The following is a 13,164-nucleotide window of genomic DNA, read 5'->3' as shown; positions in this document are numbered from 1 at the left end:
GCGTCAGTGTTTCCTCCTCTGTAACCCTAGACTTTCTTACGCAACTGAGCGATAAAAAAACCATCAGTTAGATACTGTTCGGGGGTGATAGCCAAATAGCCATTGACCACGATGTCCTTGCATGGATGATCCAAGGCAACTTGCTCAAAATCAGGATGGCTCTCAAGAAAGGCCTGAATTACCTCTTGATTTTCTTCTGCTATGATGGTGCAAGTACTGTAGGTTATTATACCACCTTTTCGTAGGGTTTGACAAACACTGGATAATATATCCAATTGCTCAGACTTGAGGGATTTAAAGTCTTGGAGATCCTTATTGTATTTTATGTCTGGTTTTCGACGAATGAGACCGATCCCTGAGCAAGGAGCATCCACTAGAATCTTGTCAAAACTAGCAGTCGGAAAGACTTGATGCACCTGACGAGCATCTAGTTTCTGAGTTTTAACCTTATCAGCCAGACCAAGTCGTTGTGCATTTTCTTTAATAAGAGCAAGCTTATGATCATAAAGGTCAAGAGCCGTCACATGTCCACTCGTCATGTATGATGCCATATGGACAGTCTTACCTCCGGGTGCCGCACAAGCATCCAGGATTTCTTCCATACCTTGAATTGCTAAAGTTGGTGCAACTAGCTGACTAGTCTCATCCTGAATGGTCAATAACCCCTCTTTAAAATAATCAGTCCCAGCAAAATAACCCGAAGACTTAACAAGCCCAACTGGTGACAAATCTGAACGCTCAGCTCCAGTGGCCTCCGCAATTTCTTCCATATGGGACACATCCGTCACACGGACACTGGCCTTGTTTCTCACAAAGAGACTTTGGAAAATAGCAAGGGCTCGCTCTTCCCCATACTGCTCAATAAGCTTTTTCACCAACCATACAGGTAGGGAATATTGAACAGAATAGCGTTTATTGACACGTTTAATCTTGCTTGGATCTGGCAATGGCTGGCTAGATAGTTTGCGAAGAACTGCATTCACCAGCTTCTCAGCTCCTTTTTTATTGCCACGATTTTTGGCAATAGAAACGGCATCGTTAACCACCGCATGGGATGGAATCTTATCCAAGTAGGCCAACTGGTAAAGACTCAAAAGCAATAGGTCATAGACCCAAGCTTCAAGTTTATCTCGATCCTCAATGACATGGGCTAAGATCCATTCCAAAGTGATCTTACGGGCAACAGTTCCATAAACAATTTCCGTTACCAGGGCCTTGTCCTTATCTGTTAGACATGAATTGCTCAGACGTGCATTGAGGGCAATATTTGAGTAAGCCCCTTCTTGAAAGACTTCTTCTAAAACTTCAAGTGCCTGTCCACGGGCTGTTTTTTTCCAATCATTGGCCAAAGACATCACCTACTTCAAGATTGCGACCGACTCCATTAAGGAAATCAGCAATAGCCATACGAGGTTTACCTTCAGGCTGAACACTCTTAAGCGAAATAGCCCCCTGACCAGTCGCAACGACCAAACTCTTCTTAGTTTTTTCGATAATATGACCAGCCTGTCCTTGTCCTTCTACTAAGTCTCCCTCATAAATTTTGAAACGTTTGCCATTAAGCAGAGTGTGTGCCACAGGCCATGGATACATACCTCGGATTTGATTGAAAATGTCACGACCCGACTTATTCCAATCAAGGCGCTCCTCTTCTGGGCTAATGTTTGGTGAAAACGTTACCTGACTGGCATCTTGAGGAACGGGTTTGATTTCTCCTGCAATGTAGGCAGGCAAGGTTTCAAGCAAGAGGTCACGACCCAAAACTGCCAATTTTTCAAACATAGTACCGACATTATCTTGGTCCAGAATTGGCAAGGCCTTTTGGCTGACCATGTCACCAGCGTCCATTTCCTTGACCATTTCCATAATGGTCACACCAGCTTCTGCATCACCATTGATGATGGCATAATGGATAGGTGCACCACCACGATATTTTGGCAAGAGCGATGCGTGAACATTAACCGCAAAGTCCATGCTATCAAGCAATTTGCTTGGCAAAAATTGACCATAAGCCGCAGTAACAATACCATCAGCTCCAAGTGATATCAGTTGGACCATTTCTTCAGAGCCTGATAATTTTTCAGGCTGATAGATTGGCAACTCATGCGCCAAGGCTAATTCCTTAACTGGTGTCATGCGAATTTCTTTTTTTCGGCCGACAGCACGATCTGGCTGTGTGACAACAGCGACAATGTCGTAACGCTCATCTGTCAAAAGTCCCTCCAGCACTGTCGCTGAAAAGGCCGGCGTTCCCATAAATATTATTTTTGTCATATTCTTCCTTTTCTAAATTAGGTAAAATTCTGAGGCTCATGATCGATAATCAAACGTAGATCCTTATTTTCAGGTTCCTGAGTCATATCAAGGATCCTATTAAGCGTCTCTTCCAAGCTATCCTCAAAACGATATTTGATAATAATCTGATAATGATAAAGGTTATGTGTTCGGGCAATAGGTTTTGGTGTTGGTCCCAAGAAAGTCACCTTGTCCGACAAATGTTCTCTTAAACAAGCCATGACATCATAGCTCTTACGGACTACAAACTCTTCATCCTTGTGGGAAAGAGTGATCCCTACCGTATAAAAATATGGCGGGTAGGCCAACTGACGGCGAATCCCCATCTCATAGGCATAGAATCCCTCATAATCCTGTTGCTGAGCAAAACGAATGGCATAATGACTAGGGTTATAGGTCTGAATAATAACCTCCCCTTCCTTGTCCGCACGACCAGCACGACCAGCCACCTGAGTCAACAGCTGGAAAGTGCGCTCAGCCGAACGAAAATCTGGTAAATTTAGCGACGTATCCGCATTTAAGACCCCTACCAAGGTAACATTGGGAAAATCCAAGCCCTTGGCAATCATTTGGGTGCCTAGCAGAATATCAGCCTTGCCACTCCCAAAAGTCTCTAAAAGTTTCTCGTGAGCGCCTTTTTTACGTGTAGTATCAACATCCATACGAATCACTCTGGCTTCTGGAAAAAGTTCCGTCAATTGATCATAAGCCTTCTGTGTCCCAGTCCCATAATAGCGAATCTGACGACTCTGGCAATTAGGACAGACATTAGGAATAGCTTTTTGAAAATCACAGTAGTGACAATTCATGGTCTTGGTATCCATATGCAAAGTCAGTGAAATATCACAGTTCGGACAGTCATCCACATAGCCACAGTCACGACACATGACAAATGAAGAATACCCACGACGATTCAACAACAAAACGACTTGTTCCTTACGTGCCAATCGCTCTCGGATTTTCTCCAAGAGAGGTGGCGTAAAATCACTCGCCTCTTGTCTACCGACAAAGTCCTTAAAGTCCACCACTTCAACCTGCGGAATTTTAGCACTAGGATTGGCCCTCTCCGTCAATTCAAAAAAATGGTAGACCCCTTTCTGAGCCCTCGCTCGCGACTCAATAGAAGGCGTGGCTGAACCAAGTACAAGAATAGCGCCATGGCTTTTGGACCTAAGCAAGGCCACATCTCTAGCATGATAGCGAGGATTGGATTCCTGCTTATAGGTCGCCTCGTGCTCCTCATCGATAATGATTGCTCCAATATTGTCCAAGGGAGCAAAGATAGCAGAACGTGCTCCTACAACGACCTTTGCTTGACCAGACCTAACCTTACGCCACTCGTCAAATTTTTCACCATCTGACAAGCCTGAATGCATGATTGCTACCAAGTCACCAAAACGGGAGATGAAACGATTGGTCATTTGTGGCGTCAGAGAAATTTCTGGAACCAAGACAATGGCAGTTTTTCCCATAGCCAAGGTTCTCTCAATAAGATGCAAGTAAACCTCAGTCTTACCTGACCCCGTCACTCCTTCCAACAAGAACGGCTTCCCACCATGACCAATCTGACCTGTCATTACTTCAACAGCATGTGCTTGCTGAGCATTAAGCTCTAGAAAATCCGTCTTCTCTACCTTTTCAAAGTAGCTATCAGCACGATTGACCTCAACTTCAGTGATGGCTAGAGCTCCAGCCTCAATGAAAAACTTCACCACATCTCGAGAAAAAAGTTTATGCAGGTCTACTAACTTTCCAGGCTCATTCTTTTCTAACAAGAAGTCCCGCAACTCCAGCCGCTTCTTGGCTCGTTGCGAAATATCCAAAGTCTCTAAAATACCTCTTTGAACACTATAATGTTTCTCCGTTTTTATATTTTGTTTATCCCTAGCAATGTAATCAACCGTTACGCGACCAGATCCCACCAAACGCGGAATGGCTTGACCTTGTTTTTTCGACAATTGAGAGAAGAGAATATGGTCTCGCCCCTGAAGAAAAATGTCCCTCTCCTCTTCGCTCAGTTTATCAGTTGCCATGATAACTTTGTCATACTGTGAATTAAGGAGACCCGGAAGCATAGACTTCAAGATGGAAATCTTATAGGAAAAAACCGTGTGTCGCATTTGGTCAGCCAAATCCAGCTGATCCTGATTAAGGACTGGTTCATAATCCAAAAGTTCCGCAATTGGCTTCAAGTCTGGCAGATTTCTTACATTTTCTTGCTCTCCAAAGCCAATAACAAACCCTTGCAAGAGACGATTTCCTTTACCAAAAGGCACATGAATCCTCATACCGATGGCAATTTGCCCCTGCATGGATTCTGGTACAAGGTAACCATAAGGCCTGTCCGTCTGCATTAGAGGAACATCTACAATTATTTGTGCAACTAAAACCATATATCTCCTCTCTTCACCTTTGGTCCAGCGATTTCCTAAACTCCAGAAATCCTGAACTAAGTGATATGCATCATAAAGAAGGAAGCTGAGACACTATGCCTCAGCTCCTCTTATCCTCGTAAACCAAAGCAAGACTTTGATTTTAGATTTTATCTCCCTCTTCTTTTTCTTTAGCGATTTGTTCTTTGATTTTACGTTCTTCTTCCTCAGCAGCAAGACGCGCTTTGATAACTTTCAAACGTGCCAATTTACGTTTAGCTTCTGGATTTGGGTGAATAATGACATTACCAGATTCAATTTCTTCAAGGGCTTGAAGCGTATATTTTACAGACGAAAATTCTTGAGTAGGTTCAGCACCAGCTGCCAATTCACGGGCACGTTTTGCTTGCAAAATAACTAATGAATATCTTGAAGGCACTTTATCCAAAAGTTTATCAATAGAGGGTTTCAACATCATAATTCTATACCTATTTCTAATTTATTTATCTGATAATCTCTTATCTGAAATCATATTACGATAGTGGCCAATCACACGTTCAACTCGGAAGTGTTCCGCTTCAATAACACGCTTTACACGCTCGGCAGCCAAAGGCACCTCGTCATTGACAATGGTATAATCGTATTCGCTCATGAGAGCAATCTCTTCACGCGCACGTTCAATACGTTGAGCAATAACTTCTTCAGAGTCTGTCCCACGGCCAACTAAACGTTCTTCAAGTTCGTTCAAATCTGGTGGTGTCAAAAAGATAAAGACAGCATCTGGAACCTTTTTCTTAACCTGTAGGGCTCCTTGAACCTCGATTTCAAGGAAAACATCAATTCCCTTATCCAAGGTTTCATTGACATAGGCCAAAGGTGTTCCGTAGTAGTTGCCTACATACTCAGCATATTCCAGCATTTGACCATTACGAATAAGCTCTTCGAATTCCTCACGCGAACGGAAGAAATAATCCTTCCCATCAACTTCACCAGGACGTTGAGCACGTGTGGTCATTGATACTGAGTATTCAAATTTGTGGTCAGGTTTTGAAAAAATCTCCTGACGAACAGTTCCTTTTCCGACACCAGAAGGCCCTGAAAAAACAATTAAAAGTCCACGTTCAGACATGTCTTCTCCTTAAACTAAGATTAAAATTCTTATTATGACTCACCTTAAAAAGAGAAGTAAATCATCTCTTTTTATGGTTTAGGGGTTGTTCAGTGATTAAGTTACAGCTCACTTTTCAAAGCAGCCTTATTCTCTTACCATTCTATCAATAAAAGCGACTTTTTTCAAGGTGAGGACACTATTAAAAAGAGTGAATACCTTTTCCCAGTATTCACTCTTTTTAAATATCTTTTTAAACCAGTCCAGTCAAGAGACTTTGCATGAATTCTTCTGAATGGAACTCGCCAATATCATCAATCTTCTCACCGAAACCAATCAACTTAACTGGGATATCCAACTCTTGGCGAATGGCTAGAACCACACCACCCTTGGCACTACCATCCAACTTGGTTAAAACAAGACCCGTAAGAGGTGTGATTTTTGAAAATTCCTTAGCCTGATTAAGTGCATTTTGACCTGTTGAAGCATCCAAAGCCAAGAGGGTTTCATGGGGTGCTTCTGGCACCACACGCTTGATAATACGGCCAATTTTTTCAAGCTCTGCCATAAGGTTGTCTTTGTTTTGTAAACGTCCCGCAGTATCAATCATAAGAACATCAACACCTTCAGCAAGAGCCTTCTCCATACCATCAAAAACCACGGAAGCAGGGTCGGCCTTTTCAGCACCAGTCACTACAGGCACATCAACACGACGTCCCCACTCGACCAATTGAGCAACAGCTCCCGCACGGAAAGTATCAGCAGCAACTAGCATGACATTTTTGCCTTCTTGTTTGTATTTATTTGCCAACTTACCAATAGAAGTCGTTTTACCAACCCCATTAACACCAACAAAAAGTATAACTGTCAAACCATCTTGGAAATTAATCTGCTCCTCGTAAACATCTTCCTTCTCGTAGATATCCACAAGTTTTTCAATAATCAAGCGTTGCAAATCCTCAGTCTTTTTGACATTCTCAAGTCGAGCTTCATAGCGCAAGTCTTCCGTTAATTGCGTCGCAACATTGACCCCAACGTCAGAGAGAATCAGTATTTCTTCCAATTGTTCGAAAAACTCTTCATCAACACGACGAAAATTAGCGAAGAATTCATTCAAGCGAGCAGCAAAACCAGTACGCGTCTTCTTAAGCGTACGATTATACTTTTCTTGCTCTGTTTCAGTCTTGGAATCAGGTAATTCTGTAGCTGTTTCCTCAACCTTACGGGTTTGGACCGCTTCAAAAGTAACTGTCTCACCTTTTTCCGCAGCTGCAGCTACTTGAGCCTTCTTAGCATAGTAATCAGCCATGACATCCGCAAAGTGGCTATCCACAGTTGCTTGACTATCGACTGATTCTGAAGCTATTTCTGATTCGCTTGAGGGCTGATTATCCACAGAAAGTTCTTCAGTAAGTGCCTCTTCACTTTCATCTGTCACAACAGATTCTGTGGATAAATCTTCTTCTACTTGAGTATCAGTCTTGCTAAACTGTCCTGCTTGATTTCCAGTTGTTAATTCACTTGATGACAAATCTTGATCAGCAATAGAATCCGTTTCTGAAATCACCTCTGTAAGCTCTTTATTAGCAAGAGTTTCCTGTGAATCGGTTTTCTCTTGTCCAAATAATCGATCAAATAGACCCATCTGGTTCTCCTTATTACTCTAGAATGTATTTATGGATGGCCTCAGCCACTCCAGATTCTTCATTTGTTTTTGTCGTTACAGCCTTAGCAACAGCCTTAACCTGAGGAACACCATTCGCCATAGCGACACCCAGACCAGCCCACTCTAGCATGGACAAATCATTCTCTTCATCTCCCATAGCCATGACTTGACTTCTGTCAAGAGCGAGATAATCAGTCAAGAGTCTCAAACCCGCAGCTTTATGAACACCCTTTGGCATAACCTCTAGGATAATTTCACGAGACTTAAAGACCTCAAACGCTTGGTATAGATGGTCAGGTAGTTTTCCAATTTGGGAATCCAAAAAGTCTCCCTCACAAACCGTAACTACCTTATTATAGACGATATCTTGCGGAATGTCATCAATGCTATCCACATCAACAAAAGTCAAAGTAGGATTAGCCTGACGATAGAGCGAATGATTCCCTTTACTAGGCACTCCATAGACAATACCATCACTAAGAACATCCATAGGGAGTCCCAGAGGTTCAAAAACAGCATAAATCTGCTTTAAATCATCTCTGGTCATCTCTTTCTTGATTAAAATATCGCCGTTATTACGCTGAACCAACCCACCATTGAAGGTTACGCTGTAGTGCTTGTCGTCTAACAAACCCAAGTCTCCCAAGACATGATTAATAGCTGGAAGGGGACGACCGGTCGTGATAACCACGTGAATCCCCTTAGCTTCTGCCGCCTTAAGAGCAGCTCTATTTTCAGCAGTCACTTGCTTATCCTTGGTAAATAGCGTCCCATCCAAATCCAAGGCCAACAATTTAATCTCAGCCATCTGAACCTACCAATCCTTCCATGTAGTCAAAGACTGCACCATCTCTATGGTGACCAATCACCTCATCTGCCACTTCCTTAATCTCATCACGCGCATTTTCCGTAGCAACCGCACATCCTGCAAATGTCAGCATCTCCATATCATTGAGATTATCACCAAAAGCAACGACATCTGAAGCCTGACGCCCCAACTCTTGACAAAGATGGTAAAGCCCAAATCCCTTGTCTACACCTTTAAGGATAATATCCATAGAATCAAAGCCAGTAGTTACAGCTGTTATATCCTCAAAAATCGTATTGAGATAGTCACCACGTTCCATGATGGTATCCCCTTGAAACTTAGCAGTAACCTTGAAAATATCATCTGTAACCCCTTCAAGGTTTGTTGCCATGACATTTTCATAGTAGCGTTCCATGGCCTTAAGATAGGCTGGATCTGCATCTTCTGGTGCATAGGCTCCTCGACGTCCTGACAAAAGAATTCCCTCACAAGTTGGTAAAGCTGAGGTCGTATCTGCAATTTCCAAATAGTCTTTAGGTTCTAGCTTAGACTCAAACAAGACTTCACCCTTGTACTGAACCAAGGCCCCATTTTCCGCAATAATAGCAATGCGGTCCACAAAGCCGTCAAAGAGTTCTTCCAAAGCTAAGAGAGATCGACCAGAAGCTACTGTAAAGACGTAATTTTTAGCTTCACAAGCATCCAAAAGCTTATCTAAACGCACCTTATCATAGGAACCAAGGTGGTCCAAAAAAGTACCATCCATATCTGTCGCTAAAATATTCAAAATAAACTCCCTTCAGGTCGAATATACTTGCCCCTATTGTACCAAAAATAAGGATATAAGTTAGGGAAAAGCTAAAGAAATTAGAGAAAATATGGATTATTACTTGCAAAATCACCTTTTTAGTTGTATCATTACTTTAGTACAAAAAAATAATACTTTTATATCTCTTAGAAAGGAGTCTCTTATGGCTTGGACATTTGATGAAAAATCACCAATTTATCTCCAAATCGCCTATCGTGTGAAATTGAAGATTGTTTCCAAAGAATTAAGTATGGGACAACAACTTTTACCCGTGAGAGAGTTTGCTCAGGAAGCCGGTGTCAATCCCAACACCGTACAAAGAGCCTTCCAAGAACTTGAAAAAGAGGGGTTGGTTTATTCTGCCCGTACGTCCGGTCGCTTCGTTACTGAAGATGAGAAACTCATTGATCAAAAAAGACACGAGATTGCTCAAACTCTCATGAAAAACTTTGTCACTGAAATGACAGCCATTGGTTTTAGCTCACCTGAAATCAAGACTATCATCACTGACTACATCGAACAAACAGGAAAGGACTTATAGACCAATGACTGATATTGTAACTCTAACAAATCTCACCAAGACCTATAACGGTATTCCAGCCCTTAGAGATGTGACCATGTCCATCCCGTCAGGAAAAATTGTTGGCCTTTTAGGTCCGAACGGTAGTGGTAAAACAACCCTAATCAAAATTTTAAACGGTCTCCTTCAACCGACTTCTGGTTTAGTGACCATTAATGGATTTCATCCGTCACCTATCACTAAGGCGCAAGTAGCTTATTTGCCTGACATTACCTATTTAGATGAAAGTAAGACAATCCAGTACTACTTGGATTTCTTCCAAGATTTTTACGCTGATTTCCGCTATCCTCTTGCCTTGCAACTCTTGGAGGATCTAAAGCTCCAACCTGATTTGCGACTTAAAGACCTTTCAAAAGGTAATAAAGAAAAAGTTCAGTTGATTTTAGTTATGAGTCGTGAGGCTAAACTCTATCTCCTTGATGAACCTATTGGTGGGGTCGATCCTGCATCACGTGACTATATCCTAAAAACTATTATCAACCAATACTCTGAAGATGCTTCTGTTATTATTTCAACCCATTTGATTGCAGACATTGAATCTGTCTTAGATGAAGTTGTCTTCTTAAAATACGGTCAGATCGAACTTCAAGGTGATACAGATAATATCCGTCAAGCCCATGGCAAGTCTATTGACAAACTCTTCAGAGAGATGTTCCACAATTAGGAGGTATGAGCATGTTTTGGAAATTAGTTAAATATGAATTACAATCAGTCCGTAAGTGGTATCTTGGCATCTATGGAATTGCCATCCTACTGTCCATACCTTTGGGCTTAATGCTTCAAAAACTAACGGTCACCTTTGAACACATCCACAAGGAACCAAGCTTACTGTTTATGGCTTTCTTTACACTGATTGTGATTGCCACCATTGTTGTTTGGGGAACCATCTATATCGCAACCATTGTTCTCATTATCAAACGCTTTGCGACTAGTGTCTTTGGACGAGAAGGCTACCTAACCAATACACTCCCAGTTTCTGCCCACCAATTAATCTTGTCTAAACTTTTGGCAGCTTTTATTTTAGATACGATTTCATCTCTCGTTGTACTCGCTTCAATTGGCATTATAGCCGCTTTCAACCTTGATATAAAAGATATCCTCCTGACTACCAGCTACTTCGGTCAAATCTTAAAAGAAATGGGGGCCCTCTACCTCTTCATCCCTTCTATAATTTTAGGAAAAATTAGCGGTATCCTATTCTATTACCTCTGTATTAGTATTGGAAACCTCTTCAATACCAACAAAGTTCGTATGGGATTTGTCGCCTATTTCACCATTCAGGCCATCCTATTCTTTATTGGTTTCTTCTTTGGAATCGGTGCAGCCTTGACCGGAAATGCAACAAATACTGTAATTAATAACTCGTCATATATCTTTAGTCTAGTCCAGTCTCTTGTTCTCATCGCAGCAAGTTACTTTGGTACCTACTATATCATGACAAAGCATTTAAATTTGGACTAAAGAAAAACCGTGTTCCTTTTGGAACACGATTTTTTTGCATTGAAAAGACTTACTTACTTTGTTCTTTACGATAAGTCTCAATTTCTGTCTTATTACCCCAAACGAAGTGACCTGGGCGTACTTCCACCATTTCTGGTTTATCAACCGAATAGTCGTGTTGGTTTGGATCATAAACCTTCAAGACTTTCTTACGTTCCAAGATTGGATCTGGAATAGGAACAGCAGACAAGAGTGACTTGGTGTAAGGATGGATAGGATTGTTGTAGAGCTCTTCTGTCTCAGCAACTTCCACGATTGTTCCCTTATAGATAACAGCGATACGGTCAGAAATGAAACGGACCACTGACAAATCGTGAGCGATAAAGAGATAGGTTAACCCCAACTCTTTTTGGAATTTCTTAAGCAAATTCAAAACTTGGGCACGAACTGACACGTCAAGGGCTGAGATTGGTTCATCAGCGATAACCAAATCAGGCTGCATGACCAAAGAACGCGCAATCCCGATACGTTGACGTTGTCCCCCAGAAAATTCGTGAGGGTAACGTGTTAAGTGCTCCTCAAGAAGTCCTACTTCTTTGATGATTTCCTTGATTTTAGCCTTACGTTCTTCCTCATCTTTATAAAGATGGAAATTGTACAAGCCCTCAGACAAGATATAATCGACTGTCGCACGTTCATTCAAACTAGCCGCAGGGTCTTGGAAAATCATCTGAATACGACGGATAAGGTCGTTTTTCTCAGAGTGTGATAAGTATCCATTGATCTTCTTACCGTCAAAAATAATCTCACCATTACTTGTGTCATTTAAACCGATAATGGCACGTCCAATAGTCGTTTTACCACTACCAGACTCACCAACGAGGGAGAAGGTTTCACCCTTGTTGATGAAAAAATTAGCATTGTGGACAGCAACGAACTTCTTTTTTCCTTCGCCGAAGGAAATTTCCACATCTTTTACTTCAACTAATTTCTCAGGCATTGCCTTCCTCCTCATCTCCTAAATGTGCAAATCCCATATTGGCTAGGATTTTTTCATGTAGATTTTGGATAACCGCAGGTTTATCAACTTTTGGCGCATCCTCATGTAAGAGCCAGGTCTTAGCCCAGTGAGTATCTGAAACTTGGAATTGTGGTGCTTTTTCCTCAAAATCAATCTGCAAAGCATAATCTGAACGCAAGGCAAAGGCATCCCCAACAACTGGTGTATAAAGTGATGGTGGCGTCCCTGGAATTGAGAAGAGTTTTCCATTATCACCAGCCAATTGTGGCAGACTTGAAAGCAAGCTCCACGTGTATGGATGACAAGGCTCATAGAAAATTTCCTCAACAGTTGCGTATTCAATGATTTCGCCAGCATACATGACAGCAACCTTGTCCGCGATACTTGCTACGACGCCAAGGTCATGGGTAATGAAAATGACCGAGAAACCATACTCCTCTTTGAGTGATTTCAAGAGGTCAATGATTTGAGCTTGAATGGTCACATCAAGGGCAGTTGTTGGTTCGTCACAGATAAGGACATCAGGACGACAAGCCAAGGCAATGGCAATAACGATACGTTGACGCATCCCACCAGAGTATTGGAAAGGATATTCATTGAAACGTTTTTCAGCATCTGGAATACCAACCTTGTCCATGTAATCAATTGCCATTTTTTTAGCTTCCTTGGCTGTTTTCCCTTGGTGCTTAACAATAACTTCAATAATTTGACTTCCGATAGTCTTAATTGGGTTAAGACTGGTCATTGGATCTTGGAAAATAGTTGCAATCTTAGCTCCACGGATAGCTGCCCAATCTTGGTGACTCTTAAATTTAGTCAAGTCTTTGCCACGGTAGTCGATAGATCCGCTAGCTACACGACCATTTTCTTCCAGCATCCCTGTAAAAGTTTTAGTCAAGACTGATTTCCCTGAACCAGACTCACCAACCAAGGCTAAAACTTCACCTTCAACTAAATCAAGAGAAACCCCTCGAATAGCTGTCAAAACACGGTCACGAACGTCAAATTCCACGACGATATCGCGAGCCGATAATATTACATTTTTATTTTCTGTCATATTGGACTC

The 13,164-nt window shown here is 41.8% G+C and carries 13 protein-coding genes; 3 read left to right on the top strand and 10 right to left on the bottom strand.

Features of this window, described 5'->3' with window-relative positions; translation table 11 throughout:
- Nucleotides 1–26 precede the first annotated feature (26 nt).
- The 8 genes from rsmB to NST05_RS03915 form a co-directional block, all read right to left on the bottom strand.
- The gene (rsmB, locus tag NST05_RS03950) at nucleotides 27–1,349 is read right to left on the bottom strand and encodes a 16S rRNA (cytosine(967)-C(5))-methyltransferase RsmB (protein WP_084829228.1); all 1,323 of its coding nucleotides are present in this window, start codon (nucleotides 1,347–1,349) and stop codon (nucleotides 27–29) included.
- A complete protein-coding gene (gene fmt, locus NST05_RS03945) occupies nucleotides 1,339–2,274 on the bottom strand; it encodes a methionyl-tRNA formyltransferase (protein WP_084828976.1) in 936 nt (311 codons plus the stop codon). Before fmt ends, rsmB begins: the two co-directional genes overlap by 11 nt.
- A gap of 17 nt (nucleotides 2,275–2,291) precedes the next feature.
- Nucleotides 2,292–4,688: a primosomal protein N' gene (locus NST05_RS03940; protein WP_084828977.1), complete on the bottom strand. Its 2,397-nt coding sequence runs from the start codon at nucleotides 4,686–4,688 to the stop codon at nucleotides 2,292–2,294.
- Nucleotides 4,689–4,830: 142 nt separating this feature from the next.
- Nucleotides 4,831–5,145, bottom strand: coding sequence for a DNA-directed RNA polymerase subunit omega (rpoZ, locus tag NST05_RS03935; RefSeq protein WP_084828978.1), 315 nt, complete (start codon nucleotides 5,143–5,145; stop codon nucleotides 4,831–4,833).
- 21 nt (nucleotides 5,146–5,166) lie between these two features.
- Nucleotides 5,167–5,796 (bottom strand): guanylate kinase, encoded by a 630-nt coding sequence (gmk, locus tag NST05_RS03930; protein WP_002951416.1) that lies wholly within the window; start codon nucleotides 5,794–5,796, stop codon nucleotides 5,167–5,169.
- Nucleotides 5,797–6,028: 232 nt separating this feature from the next.
- Entirely contained in the window at nucleotides 6,029–7,420 is a 1,392-nt protein-coding gene (gene ftsY, locus NST05_RS03925) for a signal recognition particle-docking protein FtsY (RefSeq protein ID WP_084828979.1), read from the bottom strand.
- Between the two features lie 13 nt (nucleotides 7,421–7,433).
- Nucleotides 7,434–8,249: a Cof-type HAD-IIB family hydrolase gene (locus NST05_RS03920; protein WP_024010001.1), complete on the bottom strand. Its 816-nt coding sequence runs from the start codon at nucleotides 8,247–8,249 to the stop codon at nucleotides 7,434–7,436.
- Nucleotides 8,242–9,036: an HAD-IIB family hydrolase gene (locus NST05_RS03915; protein ID WP_011681412.1), complete on the bottom strand. Its 795-nt coding sequence runs from the start codon at nucleotides 9,034–9,036 to the stop codon at nucleotides 8,242–8,244. The genes NST05_RS03920 and NST05_RS03915 overlap by 8 nt, the downstream gene beginning before the upstream one ends.
- Before the next feature lie 184 nt (nucleotides 9,037–9,220).
- Between NST05_RS03915 and NST05_RS03910 the strand changes: the two genes are divergently transcribed.
- The 3 genes from NST05_RS03910 to NST05_RS03900 are packed head-to-tail and all read left to right on the top strand — an operon-like array spanning nucleotide 9,221 to nucleotide 11,098.
- Nucleotides 9,221–9,598 carry a GntR family transcriptional regulator gene (locus NST05_RS03910; protein ID WP_011681413.1) on the top strand — a complete coding sequence of 126 codons (378 nt, stop codon included), beginning with the start codon at nucleotides 9,221–9,223 and terminating at the stop codon, nucleotides 9,596–9,598.
- Nucleotides 9,599–9,602: 4 nt separating this feature from the next.
- Nucleotides 9,603–10,301, top strand: a complete 699-nt coding sequence (locus NST05_RS03905) for an ABC transporter ATP-binding protein (protein ID WP_011226301.1) — start codon at nucleotides 9,603–9,605, stop codon at nucleotides 10,299–10,301.
- Between the two features lie 11 nt (nucleotides 10,302–10,312).
- Nucleotides 10,313–11,098, top strand: a complete 786-nt coding sequence (locus tag NST05_RS03900) for a hypothetical protein (RefSeq protein ID WP_011681414.1) — start codon at nucleotides 10,313–10,315, stop codon at nucleotides 11,096–11,098.
- 49 nt (nucleotides 11,099–11,147) lie between these two features.
- On the opposite strand, the gene NST05_RS03895 is transcribed toward NST05_RS03900, so the two are convergent.
- The gene (locus NST05_RS03895) at nucleotides 11,148–12,077 is read right to left on the bottom strand and encodes an ATP-binding cassette domain-containing protein (protein WP_082245810.1); all 930 of its coding nucleotides are present in this window, start codon (nucleotides 12,075–12,077) and stop codon (nucleotides 11,148–11,150) included.
- Nucleotides 12,070–13,155: an ABC transporter ATP-binding protein gene (locus NST05_RS03890; RefSeq protein WP_084828981.1), complete on the bottom strand. Its 1,086-nt coding sequence runs from the start codon at nucleotides 13,153–13,155 to the stop codon at nucleotides 12,070–12,072. The genes NST05_RS03895 and NST05_RS03890 overlap by 8 nt, the downstream gene beginning before the upstream one ends.
- Nucleotides 13,156–13,164 lie beyond the last annotated feature (9 nt).

This window comes from Streptococcus sp. FSL E2-3494 (assembly GCF_038007085.1).
GTDB classification, from domain to species: Bacteria; Bacillota; Bacilli; order Lactobacillales; family Streptococcaceae; genus Streptococcus; species Streptococcus thermophilus.
The sequence above is the reverse complement of the archived record's forward strand: the minus strand, read 5'-3'. Positions and strand labels throughout refer to the sequence as shown.